At 27.9% G+C, this 16,338-nt stretch carries 15 protein-coding genes and 1 pseudogene; 3 read left to right on the forward strand and 13 right to left on the reverse strand.

Features of this window, described 5'->3' with window-relative positions:
* Positions 1–14 precede the first annotated feature (14 nt).
* Both OB7_RS06565 and OB7_RS06570 read left to right on the forward strand, forming a co-directional pair.
* The gene (locus tag OB7_RS06565; RefSeq protein ID WP_249031043.1) at positions 15–854 is read left to right on the forward strand and encodes a MurR/RpiR family transcriptional regulator; all 840 of its coding nucleotides are present in this window, start codon (positions 15–17) and stop codon (positions 852–854) included.
* A 406-nt stretch (positions 855–1,260) separates the two neighbouring features.
* A complete protein-coding gene (locus tag OB7_RS06570; protein ID WP_114702814.1) occupies positions 1,261–1,956 on the forward strand; it encodes a DNA alkylation repair protein in 696 nt (231 codons plus the stop codon).
* A gap of 380 nt (positions 1,957–2,336) precedes the next feature.
* Here OB7_RS06570 and OB7_RS06575 read toward each other — a convergent pair whose 3' ends face one another.
* From OB7_RS06575 to OB7_RS06595, 5 genes are all read right to left on the reverse strand, one after another.
* Positions 2,337–2,531, reverse strand: a complete 195-nt coding sequence (locus tag OB7_RS06575; RefSeq protein ID WP_114702815.1) for a hypothetical protein — start codon at positions 2,529–2,531, stop codon at positions 2,337–2,339.
* A 70-nt stretch (positions 2,532–2,601) separates the two neighbouring features.
* Positions 2,602–2,883 (reverse strand): hypothetical protein, encoded by a 282-nt coding sequence (locus OB7_RS06580; protein WP_114702816.1) that lies wholly within the window; start codon positions 2,881–2,883, stop codon positions 2,602–2,604.
* On the reverse strand, positions 2,876–3,754 hold the full coding sequence (locus tag OB7_RS06585; protein ID WP_114702817.1) for a DMT family transporter: 879 nt from the start codon (positions 3,752–3,754) through the stop codon (positions 2,876–2,878). Before OB7_RS06585 ends, OB7_RS06580 begins: the two co-directional genes overlap by 8 nt.
* Before the next feature lie 22 nt (positions 3,755–3,776).
* Positions 3,777–4,574, reverse strand: coding sequence for a thiamine pyrophosphate-dependent enzyme (locus OB7_RS06590; protein WP_114702818.1), 798 nt, complete (start codon positions 4,572–4,574; stop codon positions 3,777–3,779).
* On the reverse strand, positions 4,574–6,250 hold the full coding sequence (locus tag OB7_RS06595) for a 2-oxoacid:acceptor oxidoreductase subunit alpha (protein ID WP_211305597.1): 1,677 nt from the start codon (positions 6,248–6,250) through the stop codon (positions 4,574–4,576). Before OB7_RS06595 ends, OB7_RS06590 begins: the two co-directional genes overlap by 1 nt.
* A 301-nt stretch (positions 6,251–6,551) precedes the next feature.
* Between OB7_RS06595 and OB7_RS06600 the strand changes: the two genes are divergently transcribed.
* Entirely contained in the window at positions 6,552–7,007 is a 456-nt protein-coding gene (locus OB7_RS06600) for a hypothetical protein (protein ID WP_114702820.1), read from the forward strand.
* A gap of 308 nt (positions 7,008–7,315) precedes the next feature.
* On the opposite strand, the gene OB7_RS06605 is transcribed toward OB7_RS06600, so the two are convergent.
* The 8 genes and pseudogenes from OB7_RS06605 to OB7_RS06635 all read right to left on the reverse strand — a co-directional run bounded on the left by OB7_RS06605 (position 7,316) and on the right by OB7_RS06635 (position 16,338).
* Positions 7,316–7,582 (reverse strand): hypothetical protein, encoded by a 267-nt coding sequence (locus OB7_RS06605; RefSeq protein WP_114702821.1) that lies wholly within the window; start codon positions 7,580–7,582, stop codon positions 7,316–7,318.
* Positions 7,583–7,608: 26 nt separating this feature from the next.
* Positions 7,609–7,845, reverse strand: a complete 237-nt coding sequence (locus OB7_RS10045; protein ID WP_249031044.1) for a hypothetical protein — start codon at positions 7,843–7,845, stop codon at positions 7,609–7,611.
* 65 nt (positions 7,846–7,910) lie between these two features.
* Positions 7,911–8,417 (reverse strand): annotated as a pseudogene (locus OB7_RS10220) (ParA family protein); the annotation flags it as partial.
* A 521-nt stretch (positions 8,418–8,938) separates the two neighbouring features.
* Positions 8,939–9,610: a BsaWI family type II restriction enzyme gene (locus OB7_RS06620; RefSeq protein ID WP_114702850.1), complete on the reverse strand. Its 672-nt coding sequence runs from the start codon at positions 9,608–9,610 to the stop codon at positions 8,939–8,941.
* 44 nt (positions 9,611–9,654) lie between these two features.
* Positions 9,655–10,422, reverse strand: a complete 768-nt coding sequence (locus tag OB7_RS06625) for a DNA-methyltransferase (RefSeq protein WP_114702824.1) — start codon at positions 10,420–10,422, stop codon at positions 9,655–9,657.
* A gap of 1,681 nt (positions 10,423–12,103) precedes the next feature.
* Positions 12,104–12,253 (reverse strand): hypothetical protein, encoded by a 150-nt coding sequence (locus OB7_RS09835; protein ID WP_012580534.1) that lies wholly within the window; start codon positions 12,251–12,253, stop codon positions 12,104–12,106.
* A gap of 338 nt (positions 12,254–12,591) precedes the next feature.
* Entirely contained in the window at positions 12,592–13,284 is a 693-nt protein-coding gene (locus OB7_RS06630) for a winged helix-turn-helix domain-containing protein (protein WP_012580535.1), read from the reverse strand.
* Positions 13,285–13,404: 120 nt separating this feature from the next.
* A complete protein-coding gene (locus OB7_RS06635; protein ID WP_114702825.1) occupies positions 13,405–16,338 on the reverse strand; it encodes a DEAD/DEAH box helicase family protein in 2,934 nt (977 codons plus the stop codon).

Below are 16,338 nucleotides of genomic sequence, written 5' to 3' on the forward strand. Positions count from 1 at the left end.
TGAATAGAAAAGATATGGAAGATGTTAAATTAGGAATTATTGAAAAATTAAAAGCTATTTATGACCAATTAAAACCTGCTGAAAGAAAAATTGCAAGATATATTATCAACTATCCAGATGATGTAATACATCATTCGATAAGTGAGTTATCTGAACTTGCAAAAGTAGGAGAAGCAACTATTTCCAGGATTAGTCGAAAACTTGGATATAAAGGGTTTCAAGCATTAAAAATAGAACTTGCAAAAGAACTTTCTTCGATATCATTTGAAGAAACTAAAACTAATTCTGTAATTTCAGAAGTTATTGAATCATTGAATAAATTATCAAAGATTATAAATGAAAATGAAATAACACAAATTGCAAAAAAAGTAATTGAATCAAATAAAATATTCTTTTTTGGTGTAGGTTCTAGTGGTGTAGTAGCTGAATATGGAGCATTATTATTTACAAGAGGAGGATTCTTTGCAAATTATTATAACGATCCTCATATGCAAGTTATAAGTGCAGCAGGGATGGATAATCAAACAGTAGTTTTTGGAATTTCCTCAAGTGGAAATATTAGAGATACAGTTAAATCTATGAAAGTTGCAAAAGATTCAAAAGCATTCACTGTTGCTATTACAGGAGGGTATGAATCGAAAATTACTGAAGTTGTGGATAAAACTATCTATATTCCTCCTGCCGGATTAGAACGTGGTATGCCAAAAATTTCTCCGATTGTTTCTCAGATTTCAATTCTTCATATGATTTTTGAAGAAGTTTTATCTTTGAAAAAAGAAGCTATAGAGATTATTAAAAAGGCTAATACAACTTTGAAAACGAAAAAATATTTAAGTAAAAATGAAAAAATTTAAATTTTATATTTAGCCTTTTTCAAAATGCATCGCTTGTAACAAAAATTATATATTTACAAGCATACTGATTCTTCTAACCGTGCTTTTGCACGGTTTGTTTATTATAACTACATAAAAGATAAAATATGTGTAATAATGAAAGGGCTTTGGTATAATACCAAAGCCCGTTTTTGTTTATACTATGGCATAAAATGATTTTACAATTACAAAATTTTTCTAGAAAAACAAATGCAATATAAGAAACATTATATTGCATTTATTTATTTGCTCATTTTTCATAAAAAATCTTATCAATTTGAGTTCAAAATGGCATAGGAAGATGAAAATTATTTAATTATAGGATTCCTCATGATATAATCTATTTATAATTAAAAACAAAAATTTTCATACGAAAAGGGGTAAAAATATGGAAAGAATTGAATATTTAAAAAAAGAACTGGAAAATTACATTGAAGAGGAAAAATCAAAATTTTTACCTAAATTTTTTCATGCATATCCTGGTGGTTATGGAGAAGGAGACAAATTTCTTGGAATTCGTGTTCCTTATCTGAGAAAAATTGCAAAAAAATACCGAAATCTTACTTTTGAAGAAATTGAAAAACTTTTGAAATCCGAATATCATGAGCATCGTCTTACTGCAGTATTTATCCTTATACATAAATTTAAAGAAGATTCTGAAAAGGTTGTTAATATATACCTTCGTAACATTGATAAAATTAACAATTGGGATCTTGTTGATTCTTCGGCGCCACACATTTTAGGTCAATACTTAAATAATAAAGATAGACAAATCTTGTACGAATTTGCAAAATCTAATAATTTGTGGCGACAGAGAATCGCAATTATAGCAACTCATTATTTTATCAAAAAAAACGATTTTAAAGATGCTATTAGTATTGCTGAAATTTTAATTAACCATAAACATGATTTAATACATAAAGCTGTAGGATGGACATTGAGAGAAATTGGAAAAAGAGACAAAAATCTGGAAATAGAGTTTTTGAAAAGATATTACAAAGTAATGCCCCGTACAATGCTTAGATACGCTATTGAGAAATTTCCCGAAAATGAACGAAAAAATTTTTTGCGTGGAGAATTTTAGAAAAATGAAGTTTTAACAGACGTACAATTTCATGTATTTTATCCTCCATTCTTATACAAAGAAACTTCTTCAAATCGTTTATTTATGAGGTTTTAAAGATACTCTTTTTATTTTCGATTTTAAGATGTGTTTCTTTTAGGTTATATATTTTTATATATTTCTATATTTTGAAAAGGCCTTATTTTTGAAAATAAAAGGTAGTTCGCAAAACGAACCTCCTTTTATCTGCGCCATGAGTATTTTATTCTATTTCTATTAAAAAACCAATTTTAAATACATTTTTGTAGACAAAATTGTCATTAGTATCTAATTCGTTTAGTAATTCTATTTTTCAGTGTGTAAAATATCATATACATTAGCATTTACTTCAACATAAATTTTTATTTTGTCATTTTATTGGACATTTTTAATTCTTCAGGTGTAATACCTAAAATTCCTGAAACCTTTGTTCCTTCAACTTCAACTTTTCCGCAAGGAAAATTGTACGTATAATTAGTATTTATAATCTTTACTGGTTGAATTTTGCTATCAGTAATTTTTTCTGCCTCTCTAAGATGGTATGCAAAATAAAGCACAATTTTATTAATTGATTCCCAATTATCTTCACCTAGAGTTCCATTATCATACTTGTATATAAAATCCTCTTTACTCTTTTAGTTGATATATTTTATCTACAAATCTCACTAAAAAAGTATTAAACATTAATGCTTCTATAATTCCAAATATAAACCCTATTACATAAAATAATAGCGGCATACCAATAATAGCTAAAAATGCTAAGAATGTTCCCATATTAACTGAACCAGTTTTCAGTAAATCATAAATTAAACCACCAATAGAATAAATAAAACCTGACAATATACCTAATGGAAAAAATAATAAAGCTTGTAATTTCGCCATTTTAAATATATTTATCTTTTTATGCATTTTCCCCATCCTTTATTTTCTTTATATTTTCAATTACTGGGGCAATGCCTACAAAAATAAATCCCAGTACCTTTATTATATTAAATATCTCACCAAATATAAGATAAGATAATAAACTAGCAAAAACAATTTCAAGAGGCATTATAATTGCTAAAGAGTGTGATTCCAATTTTTTTAAAGCAAAGAAGTTCAATGTTAATGGAACAAATGTTGAAAAAATTGCTAACATAAAACCGTAGTTTAAATATTCATACTTTATAGAAAACAATTCTTTTGTAATTAGAGAAAAAAATAAATAATAAAGGGCTGTACCAAAAAATGTATAAAAAACATTTTCTATTGTACCTGAATTAATTTTTTTAATTCTTCTACCAGTTATAGTAATAAATAAAGCATTCAAACTAGAAGATCCTAAAACTATTAAAGTGCCTATAATTATAGTGTTATCATTAACAAGATTTGCTTCTCCTATGTTAGCTAAAACTACTCCAATAAATGAAATGAATATAGAAATAATACTGAGAAAATTTATTTTATATTTATGGAAAACCCATTGAAAGATCAAAACAAAAATTGGATTAGTAAAAAATATCACTGTTGCAAAAGCGGGATTTAAAAAATTAAGCCCGTAAAAAAACAAATAAGCTGCTATACCATAATTTAAAACTCCCAAAAAACCAAAGATCAAAAAATATTTTATTTTGAAACTTTTCTTAAAAATCAAAAATATAATAAGCGATATAATAAAAGAGATTGAAAATCTAATAAACAAAATTTGAGTTGGTGTTGCACCCAAAACATATGATAACTTCCCAAATAGTGAAGTTACTGATGACGAAAGTGATGATAAGATTGCAGCTAAGAAGTGCATATCTTTCCTCCTATATTGTCAATCAAAATAATTTTATTTTTGGTTGAAAATCTTCATATACAGCCTTTTCCGAATTTTTGTATATTACACCCAATGCTAGTTTTTCAGTATTCATTGCTATTTCAAAGGCAGCATTTTTATCAGTGGGATCATAATCATCTGGTAAAATGTATGTATTTTCTTTATACCATTGATATGTATTAAATTTATTAAAAGTCACACAAGGTTGAAGTATGTCTATTAATGCATATCCTCTATGTTGAATAGCCTGTTTTATTAGATCAACTGTAAGATCGTTATATCCCATAAATGTTCTAGCTACAAAAGATGCATTTAATGCAATAGCAACAGAAATTGGATTAAATGGCTCAACAAAAACTCCATCAAATTGCAAAGACGTTACCACACCTTTAGGGGTAGTAGGAGAAGCTTGCCCTTTAGTCAGTCCATATATCATATTATCATGAACTAAATTAACTATATTAGGATTCTTTCTAATAGTATGTATAAAATGATTTCCTCCTTCACCATATGTACATCCGTCACCGCTTTCAGCAATAACAGTTAAAGAAGGATTTACTAATTTTATTCCAGTTGCTACCGGAAGAGTTCTTCCATGAAGACCGTTAAACATGTTAACATTAATATACTGTGGCATTTTTGCTGCTTGTCCAATACCAGAAACAATAACTACCTGATTAGGTTGTAAATTTAATTCTGATAATGCTGATTTTAATTCATTTAAGATCCCAAAATTACCACAACCTGGACACCATGCTATGTCTGAATCAGGTATATCGTATAATTTAACATTTAACATTATAATTCCCCCTTAATTTTATCTGTTAATTCCTCTACAGAAAATGGAAATCCATCGTATTTCAGTATTCTTTTAGAAGTATTAATTCCATATGTTTGTTTAACTAAATCAGCAAATTGTCCAGTAATGTTTTGTTCAACAAAAATCAATTTTTTTGCTTTTTTAAAATATTTTTTAGAACTTTTTGGTAATGGATAAACTTGTGGAAAATGAAGTAGTGCAACTCTATTGTTTTCTAAATTTTCCAGAGCTTCTTTTAGAATAAGAGAAGTAGAGCCCCAAGAGACAAATAAATAATCATAATCTTTATGTCCATATAATACAGGTTCAATAGATTTTTCAATTATTTTATCAAGTTTTTTCATTCTTTTATTGACCATTTTGGTTCGTACTTCTGAACTTTCCGTTATATGGCCATACTCATCATGTTCATCACTATCAACTCTTACAACACCCGTTCCAAACCCTGGAATTCCGCGGGGAGAAATACCATCCTCTGTAATTTCATATCTTTTATAATTTTCGTCTGTTTTAACGATATGCCTTGTTAATTCAACATTTGGAAATTTTTCAACGTTATAAATAGAATCAAGTAAATATTGATCAGTTAAAACAAATACAGGTACTTGAAATTCATCAGCATAATTAAAAGCTTGTGCGGTCAAATAATATGCTTCATCTAAACCAGATGGGGCAAAAATAATTCTTGGGAAACTACCATGTCCCGCATATAAGGCAAGATTTAAATCACCTTGTTCAGTCCTTGTTGGCAAGCCAGTGGCTGGGCCAGGTCTTTGAGCAAGATGTACAACAATAGGTGTTTCGATCATTCCAGATAAACTGATTGCTTCAGTCATTAAAGCAAAACCGCCACCAGATGTTGAGACTAAACCTCTTGCTCCAGCATACCACGCTCCTATTACCATGTTTGCAGCGGCAATTTCATCTTCGGCTTGATCAACAATTATATTATATTCTTTTGAGGCCTTAGCAAGTTCAGTAAATACCGCAGTTGCAGGGGACATAGGGTATGAAGAAATAAAATTACACCCTCCGGCAATTGCACCTTTTGAAACAGCTTGTGATCCATTTATTAAATAATGATTTTTAATTTTTGGATTTTTCTTTATGTTAACTCTTAAGTTTAAAGACTTTCCAAAATTATATCCTTTAACAGTTGCTGTTATGTTTTTTTTGACTATTTCTGGATTTTTAGTAGAAAAGCAGTCTGAAACACATTTTTTTACTATTTCTAAATCTGCATCAATAATACCAGATAAAATACCAGAAGAAACTGAATTTGCATATATTGGATTTCCAACATCTTTTGCTAATTGTAAAATTGGTACCGGTAATTTGTTTATTTCATTTTTTACATAGGCTTCTTCTCCCAATATAAATGTTTTATTAGATATTCTATTCCTAAGTCTATCTATAGAGTTGTTGTTTAAAGTTACCAAAATATCAATTTTATTTCTAAATGCCATAACAGGTTTAGAAGAAATCAATATCTCAGTAGAATTGTTTCCTCCTCTAACTCTTGACATATATTCTTTTGTTGCAAAAACATAATATCCAGATTCTTTTGCAATTTTAGTAAGTAGTTTTTCTACTGTTTGAATTCCTTGACCAGCTGCACCACTTAATACTATAGAAAGAGTTTCATTTGAAAATATATTAATACCCCCTTAATTAGGTTATCATAATTATATCATGTTTGAATAATTTTTCCAAATTTATATGACATTTTTTATTAGTGTGATAAATTTATTAAAAAATGGAATTATTTTGATTTGTCACAAAATCTTGACTTTTTATTCGATAATGAAACTTTTGAAAATATGATAGGAGAAATTGTAATTGTTTTTTTAATATTGTGGTTTTTATTTGTTATAGGGTTTTGTTGTTTGTTGATTTTGATATTTTTTTTGGATGATATATAATATTGTTGAACAAAAATAAAAGAGAGGTGAGTGTATGGTTGTAAAATCGAGATTTGTTATTTTTCCAATGCCAGTATTACAATTTGCATTAAAGGTAAGGCCGGCCAACGCAGGAAGACTGTATTTATACCTGTACAGTATGTCATTGGCAGTAGGAAGAAAGATTACTCCCTGGGTTTCGTTTAGAGACTTGGCAGACTTTTTTCAAGTTAAATACGGTACAATTGAACTTGCCGCAAAAGCTCTTATGCAAATTAATGCTATTGTTCCAGTTGCAAGAAAAAACAAAAAGGGGTATGGACAGAAATATTTAATAAATGTTCCTAAATATGTTAATGGTAATTTCATTTTTATTGATCCCGATGAATCTGAAATTTTTGATGATCTAATTGTTGATGAAAACTCAAAAGTATTTGTTTCGATAATAAAGAGGCTCAAATCTAAAAAAGATAAAATTCAAAAAGATCAGTTAAAGCTTTTTGAAGATTAATTTCTCTTCTAAATAAATATATCTACATAAAAAGAAAAATAATATTCTTGGGATTGTTTGTTTTTTTATGCCATACAATATAATATTTATCACCTAAAAAGAATTAAAAAATAAAGACGAAATATTTTGTTTCAGCCACTAACGCTTGCAATTGATTCACAATTACAAACAGCTCTGTCAGTTCATTCTGGGTAACATTTTGTTCACCTAATAAACTAGGTCTGTGAGACTCACCTAGATTCTCCAGGGATTGAGGTAGGTTCTCCCTGGACCCAGGTAGGTTCTGTGTGAACCCACTTTCCCTCTCCCTAGATTCTCTGTGAATCCACTATTCTCGGACTTTTGTTGATTTTCAAGGGTACGAGATAACTCTGATATTCTTCACCGTGCTGTTCACTCTCGGCGATTAGATCTTCGAGATCATTATTTTTTTCTCTATCATCTAAATTCAGTTTGGCGCTGAACAGTTCTTTGGTAATATTCATTTCAAATTCTTGTTTTGACCGAATTATCTTAGCAATGTCTTCGTCATTTTGGACTGGCTTTTCATCTTTCTTTTTAATCTTCTTCGCCATAGCTCATCATCATAACACACCTTCGCCTAATGTTTCCGAAAGTTTTTCTTTATTCTCTGCTCTGAAAAACAGCTCCCAGCAATCTCCTTTAAAACCTCTAAATCTTTGTGAGTCTTATCTTCTTTTATTGCCTTGTATAAATCGAATTTTTTATCGATGATTTTTTGATAGAGACTACGAATGCCAAATATCTTTTTTGGTATAAGCAAACCATAGGCTTTGTATAAAAATTCAAGATTATGCTGGTGATCAGGATAGCGCATATCCTCAAAATTAGGAAAAATAGCAAGAATTTCATGTACTTGCTAAAACTTTTAGCAGATGTAAATATGTTGTGTAATATGTTCAATCCCATAAAGGAAAATTTTGAAATAATAATTGGTACGATAACATAATCCATTGCAAGGAAACTGTTACTGGTGAAGATTTTAAAAGCTGGCAGGTTGTCAATGATGATATATTTATAATCATTTTTAACCTTGTCTAAAAACAAAATTAAACGTTTGGTTGGTTTCATAATAATATAGGCAGTAATCTCATATTTCGCAAACTTAAAAGAAGCTGGAACCAAATCAAATCCTGGATGGAAGTATAGGCAATAATTTTACTAGGATCATCTTCAAACAATTGAGGCTGAAACAACATAGAAATATTAAAGTTGTAGGTAAGTTCCAGCATACTTGGGGAAGCATGGATTTTTTAAGTTCAACTGCTGATCTAAATCAACCGACAACACGCGCTTATCTTTATAGTTGACGTAGATACTTAATATGTACGCAATAAACGTTTTGCTATTTCCGGCTTTGAGATTGTAAACTAAAACAACGTTTTTCATTATATATTATTTTGTAAACGTGTTTATCCCGTGCCATGTTCTCTGTGAAAAGAGCATGTTATTTTTGAACATAGTATGCTCGTAATTAACAATGTATGTTTAAAATGAACACACTATGTTCATTGTCGTTTTTTCTTCAATTTTTTCTTTACTTGCAAAACTAAATCATTATACCAATCCTCAGGAGATTGTGAATATGCAGTTATCACCATAAAATCATATAAACCTGAAATTCAAGATACAAAAAAAACTGTCATTTTTATTTCATCTAGTGAAACATTACTATAATAATAGACACAAGGGAACGCAATATCATAAAGAATATCATACACAATAACTATATTGGACAAATTTAATTTACCCAACTCTTGTACTACTAATCTTTTTTCGAGTGTTAATTGTTTGGTAAGCTTTTCTGCGCATTATTTATACTGATCAATTCTATAATTAGCGTATAAATCATCCGAATAATTTCTTCATTTTCAAATCCCATGCTTCACAATTTTTCCTACAAATTCATTTTATTTTGAGACTAGCTTTAAAATATCATTTATGATTTCATCAAAATGCTTTGTTTTGTCAGTTTTTTCAAAATTATCCTTTAAAAAATAAATTCCATCTAATTCATACTCTAATATTATTCTCATTTTTCTTGGATTATTATTTTTTGATAATCTATAAGAAATTTCATTATCTTTGTCAGGAGTAGCAATAAATACTTTAATATGTGAAGTAATTTTTGATTCGCTTAATTTTTTCTTCCAATATGTTGTTTCAAATCCTCTTTCTCTAAATGAATTTTTAACAGAAACTATTGCTAAAATTTTTATATTTTTAATACCTCTTTCTTTTGGAATTTTTTTATAAACTATAATATCAGCATCAGGCAAAAATAAATAATCTCCATAATCTATAGACAATAGTCTTTTTACTTGTTCAAGTTCCTCCGGTAAATTTTTGCTTTTAAGTTCTTTGTCAGTAATTATTTTTAATCCTTGATTTTCTAACGCTGATTTAAGTTGATTAAAAATATATTCTTGAATTTTTGAGCCCACATAAGCTCTCCAAGATTGATTAGCTTTATTTACAGCAGTACTTTTGTCAAGACCTTCTGAAATATATTTTTCGGATTTTTCTCTAACATATTTCTCTTTCTCACTTTCTAAGATTTTGGATACATCGTTTGTGTTCATTAAAACCCCTCCTTCTAAGATTTTGGATTCATCATTTGTGTTCATTAAAACCCTTCCAGTGTAAAACATTGTTTTGATACTCTTTCAATTGCTAATTCAAAATATTTTTTATCTATTTCTACACCAATAGCTTTTCTTTTTAGTTTATAAGCAGCAATTACAGTCGTGCCGCTTCCCAAGAAAGGATCCAGAACAACATCTCCAACATAACTGAAAAGCTTTATACAACGTTTAGGTAATTCAAGAGGAAACGGAGCAGGATGTCCAATTCTCTTTTTACTTTCACCAGAAAAAGTCCAAAGCCCATTAGTCCATTCTATAAATTCATTTTTTAAAATATCAGATTCACCTTTTCTTTGTTTTTTCCAAACATTTTTATATAGAATTACGATTGTTTCAACAGGAGCAATTACGTATGGAGCGGAAGCAGAAAGCCAACTACCCCATGCAGTTCTTCTAGAAATATTTCCTTCATTCCAAATGATTGTAGACTGATATTTCCAACCAACTTTTTTGGCTAAATAGACAATATCAGCATAAACACTTTGTTTGCCACCTTTATTTTTGTCCAAAGGAATATTCAGACACATTCTGCCATCTGGTTTTGCTAATTTGTAAGCTTTTGTTAACCATTTCTCAGTCCAAATAAGATAATCTTCATAAGTGATTTTATCATTATGAAAGTTATATGGGATTTCAACATTATATGGGGGCGAAGTTACGATTAAATCAATACTATTTTCTGGAATATAAGTTTCAAGAAAATCTTTATTTATCAACTTTACCCCCTTTATTTCTTCCCAAATATTCATACCTACACTCCTTCCTAATCATTCTTTTCGGTTTTTTCAATCTTAATATCAATGACTACTCCAAGTATAATAAACCTATTATCTGGTTCGACAATGATTAGACAATACAAGGGATTTTCCGAAAGAAATATAATCTTAGTGTTATCCTTTACACAACATTTTACATACACCCAACCATCCTAAGAACATACTACCATAATTTCTCCTATAACTGTGAACCAACCTTCATTTAAAAGATGAGCTTCCCGTTTCAAAGAGAGCGTTTTCACTCCCGGCAGTCGTTAGTTCGGGGGCGTTTCAAACTTACCGATTATTAATTGACACTAACTGTCATTTCTATCACTTTATATTATATACCACATTTAAGGAAAAAATAATGAATAACGCCATATTGTTATTAATGAATTAATGTATAATCAAAATAACTTTTGATGTGCTCTGCATTTCCCTTTTGAAAAAGGGAGAATTAGTGCAAGAATTATCTTAAAACAAGTAGTCTCGAATCTTGCTTCTGATGAGATAGGAATAGATGCTTTGATTGGACCGAGGAGAATAAGGATATAAAACAATCTTTCATCAAACATCTCCCAAAGAATTTTTGCATTTTAATCGAATAATAACTAAAGATACAACTCAGAATTATATTCCATGGCATAATCTATAGACACCAAACAGTTTAATTCTTGTAGATAATCTTTCGCTTTCAAACAATCACACCTTAGTAAATATATTAATCAATATTTGAACAATAACCGTCTCCAGCCTGCCTATACCAAATATATTTAACATAAGTTTATCCCAATTTATCGTCTTACGTTCGGTTTCCATTTTTTCGACACGTAACATAGCCTACCATTGCCCGCAACTGCTTAATATTTAACCGCAAAAATGAATCGGGTAAATTACGAAGTATAGTGAACCCGATCATCCAGAAATTAAACAAAATCCAAGCAATCTGCCTTAAAAGAAAATATAATACAATAGAGAAAATGGAGCTAGAATGAATAGAAAATGGAGAGGAGGTATAAAACCCTACCTGTTGATCAGGCTAAAATTGAGATTTTATCGCCTTTCTATCTTGAACACATAGACAAATTGTGCTGTATGGATGTAATAAAATGAAATCTGAATTAGATGAAAGTACTTTAATGGAGATCATAAAATCTGATTTAGAAAGGCTCGGATAACCACAGATCATGAGATTCACTTATTCATCAAGAAAATCAGTCAAATGTAAAAACCCTTTGAATTAAAGTTATTTGACTTCTTACGGCACGTGAGAAAGAAGAGATATTTTTATAATAATTATAGAAAGAAAAAGAGGTCCTGGCAAAAACTCCTCTTTTTTTATTTTCATATAGATAGTATTCCTGTCAATCATGCGCTTAAACGGATAAAGACATGGAAATATCTCTGATGATATACTCTCCTATCCCTGCTCTGACAATGCAGAGACGATTGTATTATGTACTGAATCTTATTGAAATGGCAAAAAATTAAGTTACTATTAAATTCTTTAAAATCAAATAAGAATGAGAAACACAGTAGCAACAAAAAGTAACAATTGTGTAAAACAATACAATGTATGTCCTGCAATATAATAACTATTATATTGCATATTAGAATTCTAACAAAAAATAAAAAGGAGTCTAAAGACTCCTTTCATTCATTATATCTATATTTAGATTAGAGTATTAAAATCACTTAATTTTCTAACTCTGCTTTCCAACCCAATTATAATTTCTACAAGATTTTTATAATGCAATTTTTTAAATTCATTCAATTTTTGAAAATCCTTTTCAATATTTCTTATATTATTTGCTAATTTCATTTCTATTACTACAAAATTATTTTGCGTATTTGGAATATGAATTATAAAATCTGGTACTTTTCCTTTTTTCTAAGACTTCAATTATTAAATCTATTAATTTTTTCATGTATAAACCATCCCTTTAAAATTAAATTTTAGCTATTTCCTCTTAATCCTAAAGACTTTTTTATTTTAGATTTCTTGCACTTATGAAAAACTATATTTTCTATTTCTTATCTGTCTAATCTATAGGCAGATGTACAATTATTCCTAATTTTTAAAAGAATTGAATCATAAAAAAATAATTTTACAATCACCTTATAGCCGTCTATGTAAAAATTTTAAGAAAATAGAAAAATTCAATATCTTGTTTTATTATTCTTTATTTCAAACAATATAATTTCATCATTATTTTCTATTCTTTTTTTATAATCTTCTAAATATTTTCTTCCTTTTTCAGTTATCTCCCAAACACCTTTTGGTGAATTTGATGATAAAAGTCCCTCATTAACAAGTGTATTTCTACACCAACTTGCAGTATCTTTCCAACGTATTTTATGTGGATTAGAAGGGATATTTTCATAATCATATTTATTAAGTTTTCCTTTCAATTTCTGCTCAACAATTTTGAGAACTTCTTTTGCCTCTGCCCTTCCACCTAATTCAACTAAGGCTTCAAGTATTGGAATTCTAAATTCTTTCTCAGGTGTTTTCAAACCTTTTTCTAATTTTACAAATTTCTTCCTAGAAGTAATCTTTGAATTTTTAACCATAAAAATTCTATTCCATTCTTTTTTTAAATCTATATTATTAAACATATTATCACATTCTTTTTTTAATTCCTGTAATTTTTCAATAATTGAGATAAATTTTGTTATTCTTTCTTCAATTTTAGTTATTTTATTGAAGTCATTAGATTTATTTTCAAGCTCAAATTCATGGTTTAATTCATTTATAATATTTTTGATTTCCTCTATTAAAATTTCAAAAAATTCATTAAGTTCTTTTTTGTTTATCCCATAATAAAACCTCTCTTTTCTTTGTAAAAACAATTAGCATTTAAAATATTAATTGTTGAAAATTTAATTACCACCATATTAGAGGTTTGACATATTCTACTACTATCTTTCGTTTCTCTAGAAGCTATAAAATCTTATGTTAAAAATAAAAATCTATAACTCGGTTTCAAATCTTTTAATTAATCTATTTACAAATTCATCAACACTTCCTACCCAAAATTCTTGATATTTTTCTGGACTACCAAAATTCTTATTAAATAAATATAAGTCAAAAATAATTTTTAATCCTTCTTTTTTAAAAACCTTTGGTTTTCCATTCTCGTAAAACAACCTAACAAATCCATCGATTTTTCTATACCCGTCTGCATATTCAGTTGACTTAGGATCAACAAAAACAACAAAATAATTATTGGCTTTTTTAAACCAAAACACAAAATCAGGATAAAAGTTATGTACAATACCATTGTCATCAGTATAAGGTATAAAAACACTATCTATTTTTGGAGTTATTTTACTGAATAACCACCAATCAAAAATTTCAAAATAATTAGATTTTTTCTTTAATTCATTAATAAACTCTATCTCGCTTCTTTCGTTAAGAATGTTGACCAATAAGTTTTTTACAACTTCTCTATCAAGAGCTTTTATTACAGGAATAAAATAATGCTCTTTAATAAAATCTAATTCTAATTCATCTCTATCTTTTCCCGTTATACTTATTCTTTCTTCATCATGTTCACTATAAACCTTTTCTATTGTTTCCCTTACTTTGTTGACTTCCTCTTCTTTTGGAATTCTTATCTTGATTCCTTTGTAATGAATTATAGGTTCCTCACTTTCTATAACATCAGAAATCGTTTCAATAATAACAAAATTGTTTATATATCTAATAATATCTTTTATGCATTCATGCCAACCTAATCGTTTTTTATTATCTCTAATCTTAAAAAAATTATCTTTATTTTTATCTTCAAATATTTCTCTTAGTAATTTTATTTTTTCTATTGGTTCATCATCTTTAGTAAAATAGAATAAATATAATAGTTCATCGGAAATGCTTTTAAGTACATTTTTTACATCATTATAATCAATAGTATTGATAATATATTTTTGTATGTTTTCATTCTTTAATGCATTGATGTTTATACTTCTTTTTACCTTTCTATAATAAGGAACAAACAACTTATTTCCATTAATTCTTTCTATATTTTTCTTTAGTTCAATTTTTACACCAGAATTTTTAATTATTTCTCTCGTGCTTTCAATAATTTGTTTTATTACATTTGCTTTAGTTCCCCATACAAATAACGTTTCAATTGGCAATATAAAGTTTCTGTATTTACCAAATGTTGGCAATATTCCTAATCTTTTTCTATCACCATTTTTTACAGGTTGAACTCTTAAACCTCTTCCAATAGATTGCAGAACAAATTTTTTGGCAACTTCACCTGTTCCAATATTAATGAAAACTATAACATTAGGTCTATTTGAATCCCAACCTTCATAAAATGCTCTGGACCCTAATAGCATATTTATGTATTCCTTTTCATCTAAATTTGAAAAATAATCTTCATTAACAAAAGTTTCTTGAACTCTTAAATTGAATTCATCAACTAGTGATTTAAACAACTTATTAGCATCTCCTACTTTTATTAAAGCAAATGGCTTATCACTTGTCATAAGTTTAAGTGCTAATTCTTTTTCAGACTTCGATTTAACTATTTCAATTTCACCAGGGGCGTCTGAATTAAATACTTCTTTTAATACATCTAAAGGAGTAATGTTTGATATAAAATTTTTGTCAATATTTGCTCCAGAAAAACTTTCATTTTCATCAAATGGATTAATAGGGTTATTAAAACTTTCAATAGCCATTTTAAAAATTTGAGAATTCAATATTTTTTCATAACCTTCTATTGATGTAATTTCTTTTATAAGCTTAAATAATAACTTTAAATCAGAATCAATTGTATTAACTGAATTTACAAGAAATACTGCTAGTGGTGAATGATATTCCAATTTAAGCTCTTGGTTCTCTCTTAATTCTTTTGATATCTTTTTTAAGTATGTAAGTAAAATTAATGTTTTCAAAATTATCAAGTATTTTTTATCCTCATCAAAATCTTTAATACTTTTATCTTTTATTTTCAAATTTTCATCAAAAATCCTAATTTCTTTTCCATAACCCTTTTCAATAAAAGATGATAAGTTGAATTCAAAAATTGTAGTTAAAATGTCTCTTTCGTCTGTAAATGTTGCAGAAAAATTAAATAAAAATCCATTTCTTGATAAAATAGAAAAATACTGTTGCGATTTACTAGACTCTTTGTCACCTTTGTGAGCCTCATCTAAAATAACATACCAATTTCCACCATTATCATAGTTTTCATAATTAATTATTTTATCTTTTTGAACATCTGAAATATTATCTGAACGATAATAAAAAATTGGATATTCAATAAAGTTTTTGTAATTATTCACACTATTAAAATCTTTTAACTCATATAATTTTAAAATTTTTCCACTTTGAGATTTATTAAATTCTTCAAAATGAATTTTAAATTGCTTAATTAAATCATCTCTATATGTTAAAAAAAGGATATTTGTTTTTGGTATTAGACCTCTTTCCATATATGTTATTAAAATATCAATTAGCTTAACTATTACTAATGATTTTCCGCTTCCTGTAGCCATCCAAAATCCCATTCTGTTAATAAAATTACTATACGGTATCTTATCTCCTTCGTTATAAAAATATCTATTTAGAATTTTCCAGACATCACTTTCAGAATTTCTAATATCCATAATAGATGATAAATCTAAATCTACAGAATATTCTTCCAATTCATTCCAAAATCTTTGTTTATTTGCATTTAGAATTTCATAATAATAATACAATGCTCGTATAGCATACTTTAATGCTTCAATTTGAAAATCCCATAATTTCTTGGTATCTGAAAATGATACTAAATCTACATTTCTCCAATCATATGGCAATTCTTCAAAAATTGGTGCTTTTTCATCTATAAAAGACATTAAAAGAGGATAAATATTTATGTTGCTCGAACTTTTTGTTTTACTCGCCAT

This window comes from Thermosipho africanus Ob7, assembly GCF_003351105.1.
Classification (GTDB): Bacteria; Thermotogota; Thermotogae; order Thermotogales; family Fervidobacteriaceae; genus Thermosipho; species Thermosipho africanus.

Excerpts from the sequence above, each read along its gene's own strand:
- OB7_RS06565 (WP_249031043.1), top strand. The coding sequence starts at position 15 with ATGGAAGATGTTAAATTAGGAATTATTGAAAAATTAAAAGCTATTTAT.
- OB7_RS06570 (WP_114702814.1), top strand. The coding sequence starts at position 1,261 with ATGGAAAGAATTGAATATTTAAAAAAAGAACTGGAAAATTACATTGAA.
- OB7_RS06580 (WP_114702816.1), bottom strand. The coding sequence starts at position 2,883 with ATGCATAAAAAGATAAATATATTTAAAATGGCGAAATTACAAGCTTTA.
- OB7_RS06585 (WP_114702817.1), bottom strand. The coding sequence starts at position 3,754 with ATGCACTTCTTAGCTGCAATCTTATCATCACTTTCGTCATCAGTAACT.
- OB7_RS06590 (WP_114702818.1), bottom strand. The coding sequence starts at position 4,574 with ATGTTAAATGTTAAATTATACGATATACCTGATTCAGACATAGCATGG.
- OB7_RS06600 (WP_114702820.1), top strand. The coding sequence starts at position 6,552 with ATGGTTGTAAAATCGAGATTTGTTATTTTTCCAATGCCAGTATTACAA.
- OB7_RS06605 (WP_114702821.1), bottom strand. The coding sequence starts at position 7,582 with ATGGCGAAGAAGATTAAAAAGAAAGATGAAAAGCCAGTCCAAAATGAC.
- OB7_RS10045 (WP_249031044.1), bottom strand. The coding sequence starts at position 7,845 with ATGCGCTATCCTGATCACCAGCATAATCTTGAATTTTTATACAAAGCC.
- OB7_RS06620 (WP_114702850.1), bottom strand. The coding sequence starts at position 9,610 with ATGAACACAAACGATGTATCCAAAATCTTAGAAAGTGAGAAAGAGAAA.
- OB7_RS06625 (WP_114702824.1), bottom strand. The coding sequence starts at position 10,422 with ATGAATATTTGGGAAGAAATAAAGGGGGTAAAGTTGATAAATAAAGAT.
- OB7_RS09835 (WP_012580534.1), bottom strand. The coding sequence starts at position 12,253 with ATGAAATTAGCAAATAATATAAGAAATATTGAAAAGGATTTTCAAAAA.
- OB7_RS06635 (WP_114702825.1), bottom strand. The coding sequence starts at position 16,338 with ATGGCGAGTAAAACAAAAAGTTCGAGCAACATAAATATTTATCCTCTT.